The sequence below is a fragment of the Photobacterium sp. GB-72 genome (assembly GCF_003026095.1).
Classification (GTDB): domain Bacteria; phylum Pseudomonadota; class Gammaproteobacteria; order Enterobacterales; family Vibrionaceae; genus Photobacterium.
The window spans coordinates 417626-440330 of sequence record NZ_PYNV01000001.1 but is presented as its reverse complement, the minus strand read 5'-3'; the positions used below and the strand labels follow the sequence as shown (position 1 = coordinate 440330).

Genomic DNA, 22705 nt, shown 5'->3' with positions numbered 1-22705 from the left:
ATGGAACAAAAAACCTTATTTAATCGCAAACATTGAGCCGAAATTGAAGCACTGGAACCATACTTCAGAACTAGAAAAGCCGATTTTCTTGAAACGTGTTTTGTGGGTTTCAATACTGTCAGGGCGCATCACATTTTCTATTGCGCTCCGTTTTTGGCTGATCTCTAGCTCGCTATAACCATTCGCTCGTTTAAAATCGTGGTGTAAATCAATCAATAACTCATTGGCACGTTCGTCATCGAAAATATATTTCTCCGACAAAATTAAAATACCGCCAGGGCGTAAGCCAGCATAGATTTTTTCTAATAATGCTTGGCGATCTTCAGGTACAAGGAATTGGAGAGTGAAATTTAACACCACGACCGAAGCGTCATGAATATCAACATCACGGATATCAGCTTCAAGTACTTGCACTGGTGTGTCAGAGCGATATGCGTCCACTAATAATCGGCATCGTTCAACCATAGCAGCAGAATTATCAATTGCTAATATTTCGCAACCTTCTTGCTGAATATGGCGACGCATAGAAAGAGTGGCTGCCCCTAAAGAGCAACCAAGATCAAAAACTTTAGAATGAGGCTTGGCAAAGCGCTCAGCTAACATGCCAATTGCTGAGATGATATTACTGTAACCCGGCACAGAGCGTTGGATCATATCAGGGAAGACTTCAGCAACACGCTCATCGAACGTAAAATCACCGAGTTTTTCAATTGGCGCAGCAAAAATATTGTCGTGGCCTGCCATTTCTCACGAACCTCATAATATATAAAGAACAGGGATCCATTGTACGTATTGAGCATCAAACTTTGCTGATACTCAGGCGATCCATCACCTTTGAAAGGTCGCGTATTGTAGAGAAAATAGCAGCATTTGTCTTTAATGATTTCTGATTTGTTCTTTGATTGATTATTTGCGTTATAGCAAAGAGATTTGTGGCGTACTTATTTCAGTAGCACTGGGCATAGCAAGTTCGGGGAGTGGCGAAAGAGTGTTTTTTTCGCTGATAAGGTGATCGCGTAACACATTATAAAGCCGACGGGCTGATTCAGGCGCAGCGTTATTGTCTGGGGTATGAATAAAGAGATAGGGCGTTTTACCTTCTTTGATCCATAAAGGCAGTCGTTGTAGCCAGTTTTTAAAAAAAGGATCGTTACATGCATCATCAGGATGACCAATAAAGCGGATCACAGGGTTATCAGCGGTTGCGATTGCATGAACAGGCACGCGAGGTTTCTTCTTTTGTGCATCAATTACCGCCTCTGTATTCGCTATGGCTGAAAATACGGGACGGCTATCCATAATAATGCGGTTACTGCCTTTTTCTAACAGCATTCGATTAAGTGCTTTTTCCTCTTCGCCTTTGGCAAAGAACGCAGGATGGCGAACTTCGACACCTGTAGTAAAGTGGCGTGGAAACTGATCTAAAAAGGCATCGAGCAAGGGTAAATCGTGAGGACTAAACCTCGCAGGCAACTGAATCATCCATACGCCCGTTTTTTCTTCTACCGGAGACATGGTATTTAAAAAGTCAACAAGGCTCTGATTACTATGACGTAATTGCTGCTGGTGGGTGATGGTTTGTGGGATTTTAAAGGTAAATTTAAATCCACTGTCAGGTGTCGCACCGTTCCAATTTTTTACCGTCGTCATGCTCGGAATAGCGTAAAAAGTGGTATTTCCCTCGACAGTATGAAATACCTCAGCATAGCGAGCTAAACGGTCACCATTTTTAAAGCCTTTACCGTATATGCTTTGCTGCCAATGATTGTGTGACCATTGAGATAACCCAAGATATAACGGTAAAGATAAATCAGAAGGTGAAGACATAATAATACTTGGGTTTATTAAGTTGAGAGTGATGGTTTATCTTACGTGATTTTGTTTGTAAAAGTCTAAATCGCCGTAGATATTTGGTCATAATAAGACTTTAAAGTCGTCATAACGAATTGGTGATGAATTACCGTCGGATCACTTCGCTTATTGAGGCTGTTTGGGTATAATGCCTCGTTATTTTTGCCTCTTGGCCTTCTTGCTATCCAATTTAGACGATAAATTAGACAGCAAGCGGTCGGGATTGAATTCGCCTGACGTTTAGCGTTATCGACACTAAACGCAGGAATGTAAAGTATATAGATTGGGAATTTCTTATGCGCACCCATTATTGTGGACACCTGAACAAGTCCCTTGCAGGACAAACAGTCGATTTATGCGGCTGGGTAAACCGTCGTCGTGATTTAGGCGGCCTTATCTTTATTGATATGCGTGATCGCGAAGGTGTGGTTCAGGTTGTTATTGATCCTGATATGACTGAGATCTTCACACTAGCAAACCAATTACGTAACGAGTTTTGTATTCGTCTAACGGGTGAAGTGCGTGAGCGTCCTGAAAGCCAATGTAATAAAGACATGGCAACAGGTGAAGTTGAGGTTTATGCAACTGGCCTTGAAATCATTAACCGTTCTGACGCGTTACCGCTTGATTTCAACCAAAAGAACTCTGAAGAGCAGCGTCTAAAGTACCGTTACTTAGATCTTCGTCGCCCAGAAATGAGCGATCGTATTAAGCTACGTGCAAAAGCATCAAGCTTCGTTCGTCGTTTCTTAGATGACAATGCATTCCTTGATATTGAAACACCAGTACTAACAAAAGCAACGCCAGAAGGCGCGCGTGACTACCTAGTACCAAGCCGTGTTCACAAAGGTAATTTCTACGCATTACCACAATCACCACAGCTATTTAAACAGCTGCTAATGATGTCTGGTTTTGACCGTTACTACCAAATCGTTAAGTGTTTCCGTGATGAAGACTTACGTGCTGATCGTCAGCCTGAATTTACTCAGATCGATATCGAAACGTCTTTCATGACAGCTGAAGAAGTGCGTGCTGTAACTGAAAAGATGATCACTGAAATGTGGAAAGAGCTACTAAACGTAGATCTAGGCACATTCCCAATCATGTCTTTCGAAGAAGCCGCGCGTCGTTTCGGTTCTGATAAGCCAGATCTACGTAACCCACTTGAGTTAGTTGATGTTGCAGACATCGTTAAAGATGTTGATTTCAAAGTATTCTCAGGCCCTGCTAACGATGAAAAAGGTCGTGTAGCGGTTATCCGTGTACCAGGTGGTGCTGAGCTAAGCCGTAAGCAAATCGACGAATACACTAAGTTCGTGGGTATCTATGGCGCGAAAGGCCTAGCATGGATGAAAGTTAACGATCGCGCTGCAGGTTTTGAAGGTGTTCAATCTCCTGTTGCTAAGTTCCTTAACGAAGAAGTGGTTGCTAATCTTCTTGAGCGCACTCAAGCAGAATCTGGCGACATCATTCTATTCGGTGCAGACAGCAAACGTGTTGTAACAGAAGCGATGGGCGCACTTCGTCTGAAACTAGGTGAAGATCTAGGTCTAACAGACAAGTCAGCATGGAAACCACTTTGGGTTGTTGATTTCCCAATGTTCGAAGAGAACGAAGATGGTTCACTATCTGCAATGCACCACCCATTCACATCACCATTAAACCTAACACCAGAAGAGCTAGCGGCTAACCCTGCAGCAGCGCTATCAAATGCGTACGATATGGTAATCAATGGTTATGAAGTGGGCGGTGGTTCAGTACGTATCCATAACTCTGCTATGCAATCAACAGTATTTGATATCTTAGGTATCTCTGCTGATGAGCAACGTTTGAAGTTTGGTTTCCTACTTGACGCTCTGAAATTCGGTACGCCACCACACGCAGGTCTTGCGTTTGGTCTTGACCGTCTTGTAATGCTTCTTTGTGGTACAGATAATATCCGTGATGTTATCGCGTTCCCTAAAACAACGGCAGCAGCATGTCTATTAACTGACGCGCCAAGCCTAGCAAACCCAGCAGCACTAGAAGAATTATCTATTGCCGTTAAAATTGCTAAGAAAGACGAAGAAGCAAAAGACGCAGAGTGATCTGATTAATTTGCTGTAATAAAAGCCGATGACTTATTTGCCACTTTTTAGTGAACGCCTATAAGATATCGGCTTTTTTGTCTTTTGTTGATTCCTTTCTGCTGTCCATCTTATTTGGTAAAAGTGTTTTGTTCGCTTTAACCTCTTATTTGGTTTATGTTTTCATGCAAGCAAAAAAATTAACATTGCCGGATTGGAGATAACATGGCTGGACACAGTAAATTTGCCAATATAAAACATCGTAAAGCAGCTCAAGATGCTAAACGCGGTAAAATTTTTACTAAGTTAATTCGTGAGATTACTGTAGCCGCTAAAGAAGGTGGCAGTGAGCCTGAGAATAATCCTCGATTACGTGCTGCCATTGATAAAGCACTATCAAATAACATGACTCGAGATACTATCAACCGTGCAGTAACACGTGGTGCTGGTGGTGAAGGTGACGAAGGCGTAGAAACTGTCATTTATGAAGGTTACGGTCCTGCGGGTACGGCGGTAATGGTTGAGTGTTTAACGGATAACCGTAATCGAACAGTATCTGGCGTACGTCATGCTTTCTCTAAAGCGGGGGGGAATCTTGGCACGGATGGCAGCGTAGGTTACCTTTTTGATAAAAAAGGCGTGATTTCTTATGCGGCGGGGTTAGATGAAGATGCTGTTATGGAAGTCGCGTTAGAGTCTGGCGCTGACGATATTGAAACTAATGACGATGGTTCAATCGATGTTTACACGACACCTGCCGATTTCGGTAGCGTGAAAGATGCATTAGATGCCGCAGGTTTTACAGCAGAAAATGCAGAAGTAACCTTAGTGCCATCAACGAAGGCTGAGTTAGATGCAACAACAGCACCTAAACTATTACGCTTAATTGATGCATTAGAAGATTTGGATGACATTCAAGAAGTCTACCATAACGGTGACATGTCAGATGAAGTAGCAGCTACGCTTGAATAATTGCTACTAATAGTAGTGAAAAATGTCGATAATTTTAGGTATAGACCCCGGCTCTCGTATTACGGGGTACGGGGTAATTCGTCAGGTTGGACGTAATTTAGAGTATTTAGGAAGCGGCTGTATTCGCACCTCAGAGCCTGGTATTCCTGGACGATTAAAGCAAATCTATGCAGGCGTGTCTGAAGTGATCACGCAATTTCAGCCTGATTTTTTTGCCATTGAAGAAGTGTTCATGGGCAAAAATGCCAGCTCTGCGATTAAATTAGGTCAGGCGCGAGGCAGTGCAATTGTTGCAGCGGTAAATGCAGATTTGCCGGTCAGTGAATATGCCGCGCGATTGATCAAACAGGCGGTAGTCGGAAACGGTGGGGCAGATAAAGCGCAAGTACAACATATGGTTTGTTCCGTATTAAAGCTAGCAGGTAAGCCTCAAGCTGATGCTGCTGATGCTTTAGCTGTTGCGATTTGTCACGCGCATACCTATAAAACCTTAGTGGCAATGGCAGGGAAAGCGACGGGAGCACGAAAGGGGCGTTATCGTTAATAAGCTTACTATTATTAAAGATGAGACACTTAAGGCATATATTTATTAAGATATTTGTTATAGAAATGTTAACAATCTATAGTGGTCAGAGGTCTAACGATAATAAGTAAGGAAGTGATCATGAACCCTGCCACTTTATGGCGCAGTATATTTATGCCGCGCCAACCTCAATGGACAACAGCACAACAACGCCAAGCCGATATCCTTTCCTTATTTACTTTTATCGCTTTTCTCGTTGGTATCTATAGTTTGATTAAATGGTCAAACCATGGTCATGATAATCTTGTTTTTACTTCTGTCATATTGATTGTATTAGAACTCCTTGCTATTTCGAGCCTGCGTTGGCTTCAGCAGCCTTTAATATCTTTAAATTTAGGTTTTATTGGTATGGCAATCCACGCGCTGAATATTATTTATCAAAGTGGTGGTGTGGTTGATTCAACGCAGACTTATTGGGTGCCTTTGTTAGTTGTCTCTTTCTTCCTCTCGGCAACGCGCGCGATGGCTATTCTTTGGAGTAGCTTGATCATTTGTGTTTCGGCTTACATGACATACCAACATATGCAGGGTGTTTCATTTCCACAGCTTTCTTTATCTCATACAGCACAGCAAATTGAGGTTTGGTCTGGAACCGTATTGCCATTGATTGTCATTGGTATTGCATTAGCTTTTACGGCGAAACAACGTGATATAGCAATTAATCGTGCCGAGAAAGCTAAGCTAAAAAGTGAATCAGAGGCCAGTAAAGCAACTGAAGGAGAATTACGTCTATCTGATGTATTACTTCAAGCGAATAATAATTCTGAACAATTAAAGCAAGTATCTTATAGCTTAGCGAATCAATCGTCTCAGCTAGATAGCCAAGTCAATGAACTGAATATTAATAGTGAATCACAAGCCAGCGCTGCTGAACAAATGAGCCATCAAGTACACCAAATGGTCCTTGGAGTTGAGAGCTCAAGTCAGTTTGTTGAGGAATTACGTGAAAAAAGCGACGTAGTTTATGAGCTGGCGCAAAAAAGTTCGGCGCACTTAGAAGATTCAACGCAAGCGATCAGCCAAATTATTAATAGTCATGATGAGATTATGAAAGTGGCGGACTTAATCACCTCTGTTGCTGAACAAACCAATTTGCTTGCGCTAAATGCTTCGATAGAAGCGGCTCGTGCTGGAGATCAGGGAAGGGGATTTGCGGTTGTAGCAGATCAAGTACGGGAGCTTTCGGCGAAAAGTAGTCAATCTGCCGTTGAGATCCGCCATCTATTGGATCGTAGTGAGCAGGAAGTACGGCACGGTCAAGGTGTGATTAACGCCAGTACTGAACGGATGAATAATATCATTCAGCAAGTCACAACGATTTCGCAAGATGTACAAGGGTTATCGGGTTTGATGGCAGCTCAATCAACCGCATTAAAAGAGCTGGATGAAGCGAGCAGTGAAGTTGCTAATAGTGTGGTAAATACACAAAGTGTGGCTGCAATAGTTGCACAACATGGTACAGAATTAAATCAGCAAGTGGTTGCTGTTCGTCATTTAACACAACAACTTGATCAAGTTGTTTCTCACTCTTCGTAAAATCGATAAAGAACTGGATGTCTATCCAGTTCTTTACTATTCTAGTGCCAGTTTAAATTCACTATAGAGATGATGTTTTGATTGGTCGACTACGCGGAATTGTAATTGAAAAGCAGCCACCTGAAGTATTACTTGAAGTTGGTGGGATTGGTTATGAAGTGCAGATGCCAATGAGCTGTTTTTATGAGTTACCACAGATCGGCCAAGAAGCCATTATCTTTACTCACTTTGTGGTACGAGAAGATGCGCAACTACTGTATGGCTTTAATAATAAAAATGAACGTGAGTTATTCCGTGAAGTAATTAAAGCGAACGGTGTTGGGCCTAAATTAGGCTTAGCAATTTTATCAGCTATGACTGCAAGTCAATTTGTTCGTAGCGTTGAATTAGAAGATGTGACTACGCTAGTTAAAATCCCCGGAGTCGGCAAGAAAACAGCAGAACGTTTAGTTGTTGAAATGAAAGATCGCTTAAAAGGGTGGGGTGAAGGTGACTTATTTACGCCAGCACTTGATACAGCGGCATCCAATGCTCCGATCCAAGATCCATCGAATCAAGCTCGCGCTGAAGATGAAGCGGTGAGTGCATTGGTTGCACTGGGTTATAAACCACAAATTGCCGCGAAAGTGGTTTCTCAAGTCACACAACCAGAGATGAGTAGTGAAGCGATTATTCGTGATGCACTCCGCTCAATGGTATAACCCTGTAAGTTGGGTATAGGCATTAAAATATGATTGAAGCTGATCGACTGGTTTCTGGTAATTTCGAAACAACCCGTGAAGACGATATAATTGATCGCGCAATACGACCTAAATTACTTGATGATTATCAAGGACAGGATCATGTTCGTGATCAAATGGAAATATTTATTAAAGCGGCAAAGATGCGTGATGAAGCCTTAGATCATTTATTGATCTTTGGTCCTCCAGGATTGGGTAAAACAACGCTTGCAAATATAGTGGCGAATGAAATGGGGGTAAGTATTCGTACAACCTCAGGCCCTGTACTTGAAAAAGCCGGTGATTTGGCTGCGCTACTTACAAACCTTGAAGAAAACGATGTGTTGTTTATTGATGAAATACATCGTCTAAGTCCTCAGGTTGAAGAAGTACTTTATCCTGCAATGGAAGATTACCAATTAGATATTATGATAGGTGAAGGCCCAGCCGCACGCTCAATTAAAATTGATTTGCCACCCTTTACTTTAATAGGTGCAACGACACGAGCGGGCTCATTAACTTCACCTCTACGTGATCGTTTTGGTATTACACAACGCCTTGAGTATTACAAAGTAGAAGATCTCAAAGACATTGTAGGCCGAAGTGCTAAATGTTTAGGACTATCAATGGAAGAAGGCGGCGCGATGGAAATGGCCATGCGTGCTCGTGGCACGCCACGTATCGCTAATCGTTTGTTACGGCGTGTGCGAGATTACGCTGAAGTAAAAGGTAACGGACATATTTGTCCTGATATCGCTAATAAAGCATTAGACATGCTCGATGTTGATAGCAGCGGTTTTGATTATATGGACCGTAAACTTCTATTAGCTATTATTGAAAAGTTTATGGGTGGCCCTGTCGGTTTAGATAACTTAGCAGCAGCTATTGGTGAAGAGAAAGATACAATTGAAGATGTACTTGAACCGTATTTGATTCAGCAAGGTTATTTACAACGGACACCAAGAGGCCGAATTGCGACACATCGTGCATATCTCCATTTTGGTTTAGATCTTCCTAAAAATACGAAGTAAAATAAAAAAATCAGAAAAATTAAGCGTGGCGATTAAAGTCACGCTTTGTTGTTTAATAATTTTATTATATTGTGAATTTATTGTTATTTTGATTTGATGTTTATTTATCACGTTAGTTATTTAAAAATCAATTTTACTATTTACTCATGATTCAAGTAATATTTATCTGTTTTTTATTATCAAAAATATGATTATGGTTTTCATTTTTATTAGGTGAAAGCTAATGAGAAATATAAAACAAGACAATATCACAAAAGCAGAACGTTTTATTTTTATTGTATCGATGGTTTAATTTTATACATTAACGGGCTGATATTTAGTAAAAAATAAAAAACGTTATGTTTAACTTAGATATCTATACATTCGTAAGTTTAGATATTTGAGCGGTGTTTACGATACCTTACAAGACAACGAATGACAGTCTAGAAGGTGGTTTGATGATCTTTCTAGATTATTCATAAATTTTATTAAGTTATAACAAAAGTAAAGCAAAAAATGATTCACTTCATTTAACTATCATGATTAAATAAGAATAGGAAAAGGAATATTATTTCAGAATACGATCAAATATAATTCATTGTTTACTCCTTCCAAATTCATTCTTCCTATCAAAATCTTCTGTAAATTGATCTAAATCAAAAATATCTGCGTACAGGCTATCAAGCTCATTTTTTCTTGATATTTGTCAAAGCAAAACGCGTAATAAACTCTTTGAAGATTGCATTTAATATCTGTAATATTACCGACGACTAAATTAGCTATAGAATTACGTATATTTAAATTTATTTAAACAATATTGCAACACAATATGGATGCTTGCAACTATAAGCAAGTGATCAGGAAGGTCGGCAAAATTGCAATAAGTTCTCTATACAAAGCTAAACCCAATAATCGGTACATATTAGTACTGTCACCAGTCAGCTGGTGAATAAAGGAGTTATCAATGTTAACTGATGTCGTCGAACTATCGCGGTTACAGTTCGCTCTAACAGCGATGTATCACTTTTTGTTCGTTCCATTGACTCTAGGTATGGCTTTTTTACTAGCCATTATGGAGTCAGTTTATGTAATGACCGGAAAGCAAATCTACAAGGACATGACTAAGTTCTGGGGTAAGCTTTTCGCGATTAACTTTGCTCTTGGTGTGGCTACCGGCCTATCTATGGAGTTCCAGTTTGGTACAAACTGGGCATACTACTCTCACTACGTTGGTGATATCTTCGGTGCGCCATTGGCAATCGAAGCACTAATGGCATTCTTCTTAGAATCAACGCTAGTCGGCATGTTCTTCTTTGGTTGGGATCGCCTATCTAAGCGCCAGCACCTTGCTGTCACTTGGCTAGTCGCTCTTGGTTCAAACTTCTCCGCACTATGGATTCTTATTGCTAACGGTTGGATGCAAAACCCAGTCGGCGCTGATTTCAACTTTGAAACAATGCGTATGGAAATGGTGAGCTTTGCAGACGTAGTGCTTAACCCAGTAGCACAGGTGAAGTTTGTTCACACTGTAGCATCTGGCTACGTATGTGGTGCAATGTTCATTCTAGGTGTTAGTGCATACTACATGCTGAAAGGTCGTGATATTGCGTTTGCGCGTCGTTCATTTGCAATCGCAGCAGCGTTCGGTATGGCATCTATCGTTTCTGTAATGATCCTTGGTGATGAGTCAGGTTACGAGCTAGGCGACGTTCAGAAAACTAAATTAGCAGCAATTGAAGCGGAATGGCACACAGAGCCAGCACCTGCGGCATTTACTGTGTTTGGTTTCCCTAATCAAGAAACCATGGAAACCGATTATGCAATTAAGATCCCGTACCTAATGGGTATCATTGCAACACGTTCTTTTGATACACAAGTAACGGGTATCCGTGATCTTAAGAAAGAGCACGAAGTACGTATTCGTAACGGTATGGTTGCATACGGCCTTCTAGAGAAATTACGCGCGGGTGATAAGACACCTGAAAATATTGCAGCTTTCGACGAAGTGAAGAAAGACTTAGGTTACGGTTTACTACTTAAGCCTTACACCGACAAAGTTGTTGATGCGACACCTGAACAAATTCAAAAAGCAGTAGATGACTCAATCCCTCAAGTATGGCCGCTATTCTTTAGCTTCCGTATCATGGTGGGTGCTGGTTTCTTAATGTTCGCCATTATTGGTGCTGCATTTATCCAGTCTTGTCGTCATAAGATCACTGGTAACAAGCTTGTTCTTAAAGCTGCACTATTTGGTATTCCACTACCTTGGATTGCGATTGAAGCAGGTTGGTTCGTTGCAGAATACGGCCGTCAACCATGGGCAGTAGGTGAAATATTACCTGTTCATATGGCAGCATCTAACCTTGAACCGTCACAACTATGGTTCTCGTTAGCGGCAATTCTAGCGCTATACACAGCATTCTTAGTTGCTGAAGTTTACCTAATGGTTAAATTCGCTCGTCTTGGTCCAAGTAGCTTGAAAACAGGTCGCTACCATTTCGAACAAAATGACACAAAACAAGATGTGGTTTCACGTCAGGTTGAAGCGTAAGCAGGGAGAAACAAATAATGTTTGATTATGAAAGCTTGCGACTAATTTGGTGGTTACTAATTGGTGTGCTATGCATCGGTTTTGCAATCACGGATGGTTTCGATATGGGGGTAGGTATCCTATCTCATATCATTGGTAAAACGGATAACGAACGCCGTGTAATGATCAACTCAATTGCACCTCACTGGGATGGTAACCAAGTATGGTTGATCACCGCTGGTGGTGCATTGTTTGCAGCATGGCCGCTAGTTTACGCAACAGTATTCTCTGGTTTTTACGTTGCAATGATTCTGACGTTAGCTGCACTTTGGCTTCGTCCTCTTGGTTTCGATTACCGTTCAAAGCTGACAGATCCAAAATGGCGTAGCCTTTGGGATAAAGCTATCTTCGTCGGTAGTTTTGTACCACCAGTGATCTTCGGTGTGGCATTCGGTAACTTAATGCAGGGTGTACCATTTGAACTGAATGAGTTCATGATCCCAACCTACAAGGGTTCATTCTTCGGTCTGCTAAATCCATTCGCACTATTGTGTGGTGTGGTGAGCTTACTGATGATCGTGACTCAAGGTGCAACATTCCTACAAATGAAAACAACAGATGCTATTCATGAGCGTTCTCGTAAGGTTGCTGCAGGCTCTGCAATCCTAATGGCTGTTGTGTTCGTTATTGCTGGTTTTGTTGCTCACGGTGTTAATGGCTACGTGATTACATCTGAAATCATTAAAAATGCACCTTCAGATCCAACAACGAAAGATGTAGTACGCAAAGTGGGTGCACTATTTATAAACTACGAAAACTACCCAGCACTATGGATTGCACCAATCCTTGCGGTAGCGATGCCGTTACTGACAGCGCTGTGTTCACGTGCTAACCGTGCAGGTTTTGCTTTCTTATTCTCAAGCCTAACTATGGTAGGTGTGGTATTAACGTTTGGTTTTGCAACATTCCCATTCATTATGCCTTCAAGCCTAGATCCACACATCAGCTTGACTATTTGGGATGCAACATCCTCTGAGTTAACATTGAAGATCATGACTGTAGTTGCCTTTATTATGGTTCCAGTGATCTTGGCTTACACCTCATGGTGTTACTACAAAATGTTTGGTCGTCTAGATACTAAATATATCGAAGACAACAAAACTTCACTGTACTAAGGAGTAGACGAACAATGTGGTATTTTGCTTGGATTTTAGGTGTTCTACTGGCTTGTTCTTTTGGTATCGTCAATGCGTTATGGCTTGAAACGACCGAAAACATGGATAACGACAGTGAGTAATATGGATCGTGCGATAAAAGCAATACATGCACCATTGATGATGTTGCCACTAAAATTATTAGCGATTGCAATGGCAGTGACTGTTGCAGGGTTAGTGATGTGGGAACCACACCAGTTTGCTGATGCAATTGGTGGCTTTGGTCCTGTAATTGCGCCGTTGATGATTTGGGCAACATGCAGTGCCATGGTTTTTGGTATGAGTTTTGTGCCTCATCGCTGGTATTGGCAGTTATTTTTCTCGCCAATCATCGCACTTCCGATATTAATTTATGTTCTTAAATTGTACTTTTTTTAATAGAAGGCGATTTGTAGAATAATCAAACGGCTTACTACTGTGGTAGTAAGCCGTTTTTTTATAAATATTAGGTAGGAATTGCATTCATTTCGCTTGTTACGCATGGTATGTGAACAGAAATGTGATTTGATTGTCAGAATGGATACGTAAGCGTTAATTTTATATAAAATAACGACTTGAAAGCATCACTCAGTAACAACGTTATATTAAGTTGATGTATAGTAGCAGCAATGTATTTTTGCATATATGAATGATAGCCACGACTCAATGGTAATAAAATGACACAACTTAATGTTTTTAAGTGGCCAGTAACCATTTACTATGAAGATACCGATGTTGGTGGGGTGGTATACCACGCTAACTATTTGAAGTTTTTTGAGCGAGCACGAACAGAATACTTGAGAAAAATTGGGCTAAATCAGCAACAGCTATTTTCGTTAAATATGAGTTTTGTTGTGCGCAGCCTAACGATTGATTTTCTTCGTGGTGCAAAACTTGATGATCAGTTAATGGTCAATACAGTGGTGCAAAATATACGACGAGCTTCAATCAAGTTTAGCCAAGAATTAGTAAACAATAACAACGAAGTGCTGTGTAAGGTATTGGTGAAAATTGCTTGTGTCGATCCGACACAGATGAAGCCTATTGCACTTCCTGAACAATTAAAGCTGGAGATAAATTAAGTGAACTCAGAGTTGACGGTTTTAGACATTATTCTAAATTCAGGTGCGCTTGAAATTATGGTTATGCTTATTTTATTAGGCATGTCGATTGCATCATGGACAATGATCATCAAGCGTTCTCAAGTATTGTCAGAGGCTAGCCGTAAAGCCGCACAGTTTGAAGATCGTTTTTGGTCAGGTATTGATTTATCTCAGTTGTATAAAGAAGTACAAGCACGTAAAGATGACCTAACGGGATCTGAGCAAATTTTCTATTCAGGTTTCAAAGAGTTTGCACGTTTACACCGCAGTAACGATAAAGTGCCAGAAGCGGTGATGGAAGGTACAAGTCGAGCTATGCGCGTATCACTGTCAAAAGAAGTTGATGAATTGGAAACCAATCTACCGTTTTTAGCGACGGTGGGTTCAATTAGTCCGTATATCGGCTTATTTGGTACGGTACTGGGTATCATGACTGCATTTATCGCTCTTGGTGCGATGAAACAGCCAACATTAGCAACCGTTGCACCTGGTATCGCAGGAGCATTGATTGCAACAGCGATGGGCTTATTTGCTGCGATTCCTGCTGTAATGTTCTACAACCGTTTAACCAATAAAGTATCAAAGCTAGAACATACGTACGCAACGTTTATGGAAGAATTTTCAAGTATTTTACACCGTCAAGCATTTGCCGCTAATCAGGAGAAGTAAGCAATGGCTTATCAACCGAAAAAGCGCAAAATGACAGCGGAAATTAACGTTGTTCCCTATATCGACGTTATGTTGGTATTGCTTATTATCTTTATGGTAACAGCGCCGTTCGTTAGCCAAGGTGTGGATGTGGATCTGCCACAGACCACCACGGCAGAAACGGTTGCAGAGATGAATAAAGATAGCGATATTCCGCCAATTATTGTGGAAGTCGATAAAGATGGCCACCTTGGTGTCAGTATCGACAATGCTGACATGCAACGGGGCTTATCGTTGCAAGAAGTGCTTGCACGTGTAAAAGCGCAAATGGCAGCGCAGCCTAAAACGTTAGTGATGGTAGGTGGTGATGGTCGTACACCTTATGCACATATTATCGAAACATTGGACGCCTTAAACCAAGCCGGTGTCGGCTCTGTTGGCTTAATGACTGAGCCTCTTGAGCAATAAGGTTAAAGAATGAAAAATAACAATTACACAGGTTCCACCGTTATATCGTTATTTATTCATGCGCTGTTGATTGGATTATTGTTCTGGGGCGCTGATTTTACGATGAAAAAATCAGATGTGGGCGGCAATACCATTCAAGCTGTGGTTGTCGATCCTGCAATGATTCATCAACAAGCGACGCAAATTCGAGAGCAACGGGAAGCGGCTAAACGTGCTGAACAAGAGCGTAAAAAAAGGCTGGAAGAGCAGACGGAAGCGCTTGAAAAGCAGAGAAAAGATGAAGCTGAACGTGTTAGACAGTTAAAAGCCGACAAGCTAAAAGCTGAGAAAGAAGCACGAGAAGCAGAGAAACAACGCAAGTTAGTCGCAGAGCAACAAAAGCAAGCGGCTGAAGAAAAACGTAAAGCTGATGAAGCGGCAAAAGTAGCGAAAGCACAAGCAGCAAAAGCAGAAGCTGAGCGTAAAGCGAAACAAGAGGCAGCAGAAAAAGCGGAACAAGTTCGTCAACAAAAACTTGAAGAACAACGTAAAGCGGAAGAAGCAAGTCGACAAGCTGAACTTGAGCGTCAAAAGCAAGTAGCAGCAAAGAAAAAAGCACAAGAAGAAGCAGCTCAAGCGGAAGCGAAACGTAAAGAAGCTGAAGCAAAACGTATTGAGGCTGAGCGTAAGGCAGCAGAAGCTAAGAAAAAAGCCGAAGCAGAAGCGAAACGCAAAGCAGCTGAAGCGAAGAAACTCCAGCAGCAAAAAGAAGCAGCATTGAATGATATGTTTGCAGGTCTTGAAGCGGAAAGTGAGCAGCGCGGTGGTGCGAAAGGGCAACATATTGCTGATGAAGTGGCACGTTATGGCGCAATATATAAACAAATGATTCAACAAAATTTATTGGTTGATCAAAGTTTTAAAGGCCAAGAATGTAATTTGACTATGCGTTTGTCTGCTGATGGTTTAGTACTGGATGTCACTCAAGCTGGTGGTGATGGTGCATTATGTCGTGCGGCAAAATCTGCGGTAGTCAAAGTTAGCCAATTCCCAATGCCTGATGATCCAGAAATTGCGAAAAAATTAAGAGATATCAAACTTACAGTCACGCCACAGTAAATGATTTGTGGTGCAACATAAAATAGGAGCGATGGATGAAACGTTGGATAATGGGCTTATGTTTAGCTCTATTAAGCGTTAGCCAATTTGCACATGCTGAACTTGAATTAGTGATCACTGATGGTGTGGATTCTGCACGCCCAATTGGTGTTGTTCCTTTCAAATGGGAAGGTGAAGGTAAACTACCCACTGATATTTCTGCAGTAATTGCATCAGATTTACAACGAAGTGGTAAGTTCAGCCCAGTGCCGACAAATAAATTGCCCCAGTTACCTCACAATGAAAGCCAAATTGATTACTCTGCATGGAGCAAGATGGGCGTTGATGCGGTTGTAACAGGTACAATTGTTAAGAATCAAGATGGCAATTACACCGTTAATTATCAGTTAGTCGACATTGTTAAAGGTAAACTAGCAGCAGGCACTGAAGGGGCTGCAAAAGGCGATTATTTACTATTGAATAATCAAGCGTCAGTAAAGCCCAACCGCATGCGTCAATATGCTCACCGTATTTCTGATTTAATTTACCAGAAGCTAACGGGTGAACGTGGTGCATTCTTAACGCGTATTGCATACGTTGATAATAATCGTTCATCGAAGTTTCCATATCAATTACGTGTTGCTGATTACGATGGTTACAACGAACGTGTGGTATTGAAGTCCAAACAACCGCTAATGTCTCCTGCATGGTCGCCAGATGGTAGCAAACTGGCGTATGTAAGCTTTGAAAGCGGTAAAGCACAGATCTTCGTGTTAGATATCTACACAGGTAAGCGTGAAGTAGTGGCGGATTACCCTCGCCATAATGGTTCACCACAGTTTTCACCTGATGGTACTAAATTAGCGATGGTACTTTCTAAAACAGGTAGCTTGCAGATCTACATTAAAGATCTGAAAACCAATCAATTACGCCAAATTACTCACGGCCGTGCTAATAATACGGAAGCGGTATGGGCACCTGATGGTCAATCTCTTTACTTCACCTCTGATCGTGGCGGTCGTCCACAGGTTTACCATTTAGATTTAGCAACCGGTGATACGCAACGTGTAACTTGGCAAGGTTCTCAGAACATGGGACCACAAATTACACCTGATGGGCGTTATCTTGTCGTCGTAAACCGTTCAGATAGTGGTTACAACATTGCTAAACAAGATCTTAAAACAGGTGCAATGCAAATTTTAACAAAAGCACGCCTTGCCGAGTCACCAAGTATTGCTCCTAATGGAAGTATGATTATTTATAGCTCAGCGCAAAATAATGGTACTTACGAACTTTCTTTGGTATCCATCGATGGTCGTTTCCAAGCACGCTTACCATCAACAAGTAAACGTGTACGAGCACCATCTTGGGGCCCATTTTTATAATTTGAGTTAATTCTCATTTGCCTTTTGAGGCACGATTGAGTTTAAAAAGGAAATCTAGATGCAACTGAACAAAGTTTTGAAAAGTTTAGCCATTGCGCTACCAATGATGACATTGGCAGCATGTAGTTCAACAGATAGTGCAGACAGCTCTGCTGCGAACCAAAACGGTACTAATGGCGGCAGCACTTCGCCTGATCAAACAATTGTGACTCCGGTTGATCCATCAGGAAGCATGAGTGAAGAACAATTGCTTGAGCAACAATTGCAGCAGTTACGTCAAGAACAAACCGTTTTCTTTAAGTTTGATAACGCAGAGATTCAACCTGAGTACCAAGCAATTTTAGAAGCACATGCTGCGTACTTACGTGACCACCCAAGTATTAAAGTCATCGTTGAAGGTCATGCTGATGAGCGTGGTACGCCAGAATACAACATTGCGTTAGGTGAGCGTCGTGCCAATGCAGTAGCACAGTACCTGCAAGCATTAGGTGTACCTGCATCTCAACTTTCTATTGTGAGCTACGGTGAAGAAAAACCATTAGTATTAGGTCACACTGATGCTGATTATGCGAAAAACCGTCGCGCGGTTTTAGTTTACTAATCTAATGTAGGTAAACCCAATATGAGCAGTAACAAAGTAATGCGAAAACTTGCATTAGTGTTGCTGATGAGCGCGGCGACCCAAGTGGTCGCCGCGCCTGTATCGGCAGCGAATTTAGATAGCTTAGAGCGTATGCTTGAAGCGCAAGGTCAGGTGCAGTTACAAATGCAGCGCCGCTTAGAGCAGATGTCATCAGATATTGATGAGCTTCGTGGTAACGTTGAACGTAATAGTTATGAAATTAAAAAAGTGGTAGATCGTCAACGCGACATCTATCGAGAAGTTGATAACTTGAGCCGCCAACCAGCGAAAGCCGAGCCTACGGACGCTAAAAAAGAAGCGGCATCAAGTGAAGCTTTTTCAAGTAATACCGATGAAAATACGGCCTATGAAAAAGCGGTTAATCTGATCTTAAAAGAGAAAGATTATAAAGGCGCAACAAAAGCGTTCCAAAGCTTCTTAACGACTTACCCTAATTCGGTTTATAAGCCGAATGCTAGTTATTGGTTGGGGCAATTATTCTTTGCTCAGAATCAGCTAGCAGATGCTACAACGAATTTTAAAGTGGTTGCCGATACCAAAGACTCAAGTAAGCGCGCTGATGCGTTGCTGAAACTTGGTGTGATTGCAGAACGTGGTAATGATATTGCGACGGCAAAAACATATTATCAAGAAGTGATCAAAGCATACCCGAATTCAACGTCTGCTAATCAAGCTAAAACAGCGCTTACGAAGTTAAAATAAACGCAGTTACGGTTTGATTTTAAAAGCCCACAAAGAAATGGTTATTTCTGTTGTGGGCTTTTTTGTTACTACGAAGTCGAAGCAGTGTTGGTTAAAGGTGAAATTTGGAAAATCCAGCGTATAATGTTCGGACACTAAAGGAATGCTAATGAGCAAGTGAAAAATGAGTATTACATTTGATCCATCAGAGATGGTATATCCGTTTCCACCAAAACCTGCCCGACTAACTGATACTGAAAAACAACAATATATTCAGCAAATCAAACAATTGCTAAAGGATAAAGATGCAGTATTAGTGGCGCATTATTATACCGATCCTGAAATACAGGCATTGGCTGAAGAAACTGGCGGTTTTGTTGGTGATTCACTAGAAATGGCTCGTTTTGGTAATCAACATCCAGCCACCACCTTAATTATTTGTGGTGTACGCTTTATGGGTGAATCTGCCAAGATTCTTACACCAGAAAAGCATGTATTGATGCCAACCTTAGAGGCTGAATGTTCGCTTGATTTAGGTTGTCCTATTGATGCATTTAGCGAGTTTTGCGATGCTCACCCTGATCATACTGTTGTTGTCTATGCCAATACCTCTGCTGCAGTAAAAGCTCGTGCTGATTGGGTTGTAACATCAAGTATTGCACTGGAGATTGTTGAGCATTTAGATAGCGAAGACAAGAAAATCATTTGGGGACCGGATCGTCACTTAGGTTCTTATATTCAGAAGAAAACAGGTGCAGAGATGCTGTTGTGGCAGGGTGAATGTATTGTTCACGACGAGTTTTCTGCTAAAGCCCTACGCGACATGAAGCACCTATATCCTGATGCTGCTATTCTTGTTCACCCTGAATCACCTGCGAGTGTTGTCGCATTAGCTGATGCTGTGGGTTCAACAAGCCAGCTTATTAAAGCCGCGAAAGAGCTACCGAATCAGAAGCTTATTGTAGCAACGGATAAAGGCATTTTCTTTAAGATGCAGCAAATGGTGCCAGAGAAAGAATTAGTAGAGGCTCCAACAGCGGGGGCTGGGGCAACATGTCGTAGCTGCGCACATTGTCCGTGGATGGCAATGAATGGTTTGAAAGCGATTTACACCGCATTAAATGATGGTGGTGAGCAGCATGAAATTTTTGTTGATGAATCGCTACGTGAAAAATCACTGATCCCGTTAAACCGAATGCTAGATTTTGCGGCTGAATTGCAGTTAAAAGTAAAAGGTAATGCTTAAGCTTTTTGTTGAATCAGCGGCAATGAATAACAAACGAGCATAAAAAAGAAGGCGAACATCTCTGTTCGCCTTCTTTGTTTTAGGGAAATGTGTGGATTATTAGTCTTGAACTAACATTGCGCCACGTTGTGTTAAGCCACAGAGCATTACAGGAATGGCATTAAAGATCTCTTCAAATTGCGCTAAGGCATCAGCATCTTGTTCTTTTAATGCTTCAAGTGCTGTTTCAGGATCAAACAGTAGGCTGAAAGAAAGCAATACGCCACCCAGTAGGGCATTATCTTCACTTTCTGGTGGCATAATGGTTTCCCAATCATCACGCGCAAGTTGCCAACCCTGAAGCATACCTTCACAGAAGTTACTGGTTGCTTCGGTGACAATTTGGCTATCGTCTAGTGCACAGCCTTCAGGCCATTGCCATGTATTGTCATAGAGAGTTGTACGTGCTTCATTTAAAATATCAATGATTGCATTGGCATAGTTTTCTAATTCTTCATGGGTACTAAAAGGAGAGGTTTCTTCTCCACCCCATAAAAAAGCTAGCCATTCTGTTGGGGCAATAATATTAGGTGCTGCAGCCATTGCAGTGACAAAGCCACGTGTTTGCGCTTCGTTGAGCAGTAGTTCGGCAAGCTGTTGATCTTGCAAAATGACGCTAAGTTTTGAAGACATATAAAAGAGTCTCTATTTAATCATTGTTAGGATATTCCTTGACCTATTAAACGATCAACGAAAGAGTAATCAAGTATTAGTTACTTATTGTAACAGCCTCGTTAGGTCAAAATAGAGACACGATGAGATATTTTCGTATAAGTATCAGATTTGTTTTAAAAGTAGACACTTAATGCGAAGCTTTCAGTTTTATCTTGACCTAATACCTTTAGCACAATATAGTAGCCGTCCGTTAAGAAGCAGTGCCTATTAACGCAATGTGGTGAGGTGTCCGAGTGGCTGAAGGAGCACGCCTGGAAAGTGTGTATACGGCAACGTATCGAGGGTTCGAATCCCTCCCTCACCGCCATCTCTTATTTTTTAAGAGATAACAATTTAGGAGAGATGGCTGAGTGGTTGAAAGCACCGGTCTTGAAAACCGGCATACGTTTATAGCGTATCTAGGGTTCAAATCCCTATCTCTCCGCCATATTAAAGAAAGCCGCTAGCGAAAGTTAGCGGCTTTTTTACGTTTGAAAAATGACTGCTACCTATTGTGATACAGAGATTGGTATTTGAAGCGTTCAAATCCTCTAATACCCAGAGCTGCTCCGTCATATTAAAGAAGCCGCTAGTGAAAGTTAGCGGCTTTTTTACGTTTGAAAAATGACTGCTACCTATTGTGATACAGAGATTGGTATTTGAAGCGTTCAAATCCTCTAATACCCAGAGCTGCTCCGTCATATTAAAGAAAGCCGCTAGTGAAAGTTAGCGGCTTTTTTACGTTTAAAAAATGACTGCTACCTATTGTGATACAGTGATTGGTATTTGAAGCGTTCAAATCCTCTAATACCCAGAGCTGCTCCGTCATATTAAAGAAAGCCGCTAGCGAAAGTTAGCGGCTTTTTTGTGTTTTGAGTATATATACCTAATATATAAGTATTTTCTATTATGCTCTAGACGTTACTTTATTCGTATATCTTTATTATTGTATGAGTCATTATTAACTTTTAGTTATAGGCTGTATGTCTATTAATCACTATTTCAATTTAATATATGTTATCTATTAAGTTTAAAATAAATAATATAGTTTAACTTTTAAGAATATATGGAATCATTTTTAAATTATTATCAAAGGTGTTTATTATTAAGAGTGAATATAAATATTGAATTTCGATGGTAAAAATCATGCAAAAAATGGTCTTTTATATTGTACTTTTATTTTTATCTGCGCAATCTTTTTCCCAGCCTGTTAAAAAAGTGCTTAATGGCTCTGACGTCGATCTTTTTGATTCTTTTCTACTACCATGGAATGCCGCTCTTATAAGTAAAAATAACGATTCCATTATTTGTGGTGCGGTTGTCATCGCAGAGCATTGGTTGCTAACTGTTGCTCACTGTAATAATGATAATTTAGGTAATGTAGCTATTGTTGGTGCTCATAGTGTTGATGTGGACAATCTTGTTCTTTTACATGATAGATATAAGTTTAATATTGTCGATAAAATATCACATCCAGATTATGACCCGCTAACATTCTTAAATGATATCGCTTTATTAAGGGTAGACCGCTCACTTTTTGAGGTGTCTCAAGCGATTAAGATCGCTACAGTTAATGAGCAATATATTGTAGATGAGCAATTTAGAAATTCTTGGGCAACAAATATTGATTCATCATCAACGACAATTGCGTCAGGTTGGGGAGATACTGTTAGCAAAGGCTATCCATCAATCTTGCAGGTAGTCACCTTAGCAGGGGTTCCTGACGAACAATGCATAGGTTTAACTGATAATCATGATTATATTGTATGCGCTGATTCAAATATTAACGGACTCATTAAAGATGTTTGTAATGGTGACTCGGGTAATCCTCTTATTTGGCAGAATGAACAGACTATGTCAGATAGTGATAAGGGAGTAAGGCTAATTGGACTGGCTAGTAATGGGGCGATATGTATAAATCGAAATAACTTTCCTGAAAATCAATATAACCAACTTACTGGTCAATATACGCAGGTTTCATCTTACAAACTCTGGATAGAAGATTGTGTAACGAAACACCATGGTTATCAGGATTTTACACTCAACGATAATAACTTAAAACCAACTATAGATATTGACCCATTTGTTTCAATACCAGATTACCCTCAAGAAAGATCTTCACCAGAACCTGAACCTGAGAAAGAAATCGTCACGACGGATAGCAGCGGTGGTTTAGTTTCTTGGTATTTCATTTTGATTATTTTGGTTGTTACTTGGATCGATAAGTTGATATTACTTAAAAATTAATAGCGAGAAATAAACCCCTATACAGCTTAAGTTTATGTCTTACCAGACAAGTTG

22 protein-coding genes and 2 tRNA genes are annotated in these 22705 nt (G+C 40.9%); 21 read left to right on the top strand and 3 right to left on the bottom strand.

Annotated elements, in window-relative coordinates:
• Nucleotides 1–15 precede the first annotated feature (15 nt).
• Both cmoA and C9J40_RS01885 read right to left on the bottom strand, forming a co-directional pair.
• Nucleotides 16–744, bottom strand: coding sequence for a carboxy-S-adenosyl-L-methionine synthase CmoA (gene cmoA / locus C9J40_RS01890; protein ID WP_005370656.1), 729 nt, complete (start codon nucleotides 742–744; stop codon nucleotides 16–18).
• Nucleotides 745–915: 171 nt separating this feature from the next.
• On the bottom strand, nucleotides 916–1827 hold the full coding sequence (locus tag C9J40_RS01885; protein WP_107245550.1) for a DUF72 domain-containing protein: 912 nt from the start codon (nucleotides 1825–1827) through the stop codon (nucleotides 916–918).
• 320 nt (nucleotides 1828–2147) lie between these two features.
• Between C9J40_RS01885 and aspS the strand changes: the two genes are divergently transcribed.
• From aspS to nadA, 18 genes are all read left to right on the top strand, one after another.
• Nucleotides 2148–3938, top strand: a complete 1791-nt coding sequence (gene aspS / locus C9J40_RS01880; RefSeq protein WP_107245548.1) for an aspartate--tRNA ligase — start codon at nucleotides 2148–2150, stop codon at nucleotides 3936–3938.
• Between the two features lie 204 nt (nucleotides 3939–4142).
• On the top strand, nucleotides 4143–4889 hold the full coding sequence (locus C9J40_RS01875; protein ID WP_107245547.1) for a YebC/PmpR family DNA-binding transcriptional regulator: 747 nt from the start codon (nucleotides 4143–4145) through the stop codon (nucleotides 4887–4889).
• A 22-nt stretch (nucleotides 4890–4911) separates the two neighbouring features.
• The gene (gene ruvC, locus C9J40_RS01870) at nucleotides 4912–5433 is read left to right on the top strand and encodes a crossover junction endodeoxyribonuclease RuvC (RefSeq protein WP_005370662.1); all 522 of its coding nucleotides are present in this window, start codon (nucleotides 4912–4914) and stop codon (nucleotides 5431–5433) included.
• A 120-nt stretch (nucleotides 5434–5553) separates the two neighbouring features.
• Nucleotides 5554–7008, top strand: coding sequence for a methyl-accepting chemotaxis protein (locus C9J40_RS01865; protein WP_107245545.1), 1455 nt, complete (start codon nucleotides 5554–5556; stop codon nucleotides 7006–7008).
• Nucleotides 7009–7085: 77 nt separating this feature from the next.
• Nucleotides 7086–7709, top strand: coding sequence for a Holliday junction branch migration protein RuvA (gene ruvA, locus C9J40_RS01860; RefSeq protein WP_107205622.1), 624 nt, complete (start codon nucleotides 7086–7088; stop codon nucleotides 7707–7709).
• A 29-nt stretch (nucleotides 7710–7738) separates the two neighbouring features.
• Nucleotides 7739–8758, top strand: coding sequence for a Holliday junction branch migration DNA helicase RuvB (gene ruvB, locus C9J40_RS01855; protein WP_107205623.1), 1020 nt, complete (start codon nucleotides 7739–7741; stop codon nucleotides 8756–8758).
• A 943-nt stretch (nucleotides 8759–9701) separates the two neighbouring features.
• Nucleotides 9702–11288 (top strand): cytochrome ubiquinol oxidase subunit I, encoded by a 1587-nt coding sequence (cydA, locus tag C9J40_RS01850; protein WP_107205624.1) that lies wholly within the window; start codon nucleotides 9702–9704, stop codon nucleotides 11286–11288.
• A 17-nt stretch (nucleotides 11289–11305) separates the two neighbouring features.
• A complete protein-coding gene (gene cydB, locus C9J40_RS01845) occupies nucleotides 11306–12442 on the top strand; it encodes a cytochrome d ubiquinol oxidase subunit II (protein ID WP_107245543.1) in 1137 nt (378 codons plus the stop codon).
• A gap of 14 nt (nucleotides 12443–12456) precedes the next feature.
• The gene (gene cydX, locus C9J40_RS01840; RefSeq protein WP_005370675.1) at nucleotides 12457–12564 is read left to right on the top strand and encodes a cytochrome bd-I oxidase subunit CydX; all 108 of its coding nucleotides are present in this window, start codon (nucleotides 12457–12459) and stop codon (nucleotides 12562–12564) included.
• Between the two features lies 1 nt (nucleotide 12565).
• Nucleotides 12566–12859 (top strand): cyd operon protein YbgE, encoded by a 294-nt coding sequence (gene ybgE, locus C9J40_RS01835; protein ID WP_107205626.1) that lies wholly within the window; start codon nucleotides 12566–12568, stop codon nucleotides 12857–12859.
• A 278-nt stretch (nucleotides 12860–13137) separates the two neighbouring features.
• The gene (gene ybgC, locus C9J40_RS01830) at nucleotides 13138–13542 is read left to right on the top strand and encodes a tol-pal system-associated acyl-CoA thioesterase (RefSeq protein ID WP_107245541.1); all 405 of its coding nucleotides are present in this window, start codon (nucleotides 13138–13140) and stop codon (nucleotides 13540–13542) included.
• A complete protein-coding gene (gene tolQ, locus C9J40_RS01825) occupies nucleotides 13543–14232 on the top strand; it encodes a protein TolQ (RefSeq protein WP_105060583.1) in 690 nt (229 codons plus the stop codon).
• A gap of 3 nt (nucleotides 14233–14235) precedes the next feature.
• Nucleotides 14236–14679, top strand: coding sequence for a protein TolR (tolR, locus tag C9J40_RS01820; RefSeq protein WP_105060582.1), 444 nt, complete (start codon nucleotides 14236–14238; stop codon nucleotides 14677–14679).
• 9 nt (nucleotides 14680–14688) lie between these two features.
• On the top strand, nucleotides 14689–15777 hold the full coding sequence (gene tolA / locus C9J40_RS01815; RefSeq protein WP_107205628.1) for a cell envelope integrity protein TolA: 1089 nt from the start codon (nucleotides 14689–14691) through the stop codon (nucleotides 15775–15777).
• A 35-nt stretch (nucleotides 15778–15812) separates the two neighbouring features.
• Nucleotides 15813–17141, top strand: a complete 1329-nt coding sequence (gene tolB, locus C9J40_RS01810; RefSeq protein ID WP_107205629.1) for a Tol-Pal system beta propeller repeat protein TolB — start codon at nucleotides 15813–15815, stop codon at nucleotides 17139–17141.
• A 58-nt stretch (nucleotides 17142–17199) separates the two neighbouring features.
• A complete protein-coding gene (gene pal, locus C9J40_RS01805) occupies nucleotides 17200–17742 on the top strand; it encodes a peptidoglycan-associated lipoprotein Pal (protein ID WP_107205630.1) in 543 nt (180 codons plus the stop codon).
• A gap of 21 nt (nucleotides 17743–17763) precedes the next feature.
• On the top strand, nucleotides 17764–18486 hold the full coding sequence (gene ybgF, locus C9J40_RS01800; RefSeq protein ID WP_107205631.1) for a tol-pal system protein YbgF: 723 nt from the start codon (nucleotides 17764–17766) through the stop codon (nucleotides 18484–18486).
• A 163-nt stretch (nucleotides 18487–18649) separates the two neighbouring features.
• Entirely contained in the window at nucleotides 18650–19711 is a 1062-nt protein-coding gene (gene nadA / locus C9J40_RS01795) for a quinolinate synthase NadA (protein WP_107205632.1), read from the top strand.
• A 99-nt stretch (nucleotides 19712–19810) separates the two neighbouring features.
• Here nadA and C9J40_RS01790 read toward each other — a convergent pair whose 3' ends face one another.
• Nucleotides 19811–20383 (bottom strand): UPF0149 family protein, encoded by a 573-nt coding sequence (locus C9J40_RS01790; protein ID WP_105060577.1) that lies wholly within the window; start codon nucleotides 20381–20383, stop codon nucleotides 19811–19813.
• Nucleotides 20384–20644: 261 nt separating this feature from the next.
• Between C9J40_RS01790 and C9J40_RS01785 the strand changes: the two genes are divergently transcribed.
• The 3 genes from C9J40_RS01785 (at nucleotide 20645) to C9J40_RS01775 (ending at nucleotide 22651) form a co-directional block, all read left to right on the top strand.
• Nucleotides 20645–20732 (top strand) — tRNA-Ser (locus C9J40_RS01785).
• A gap of 29 nt (nucleotides 20733–20761) precedes the next feature.
• Nucleotides 20762–20852: transfer RNA gene (locus tag C9J40_RS01780), tRNA-Ser, on the top strand.
• A 698-nt stretch (nucleotides 20853–21550) separates the two neighbouring features.
• Nucleotides 21551–22651, top strand: coding sequence for a trypsin-like serine protease (locus tag C9J40_RS01775; RefSeq protein WP_233220288.1), 1101 nt, complete (start codon nucleotides 21551–21553; stop codon nucleotides 22649–22651).
• The last annotated feature ends 54 nt before the right edge of the window (nucleotides 22652–22705 follow it).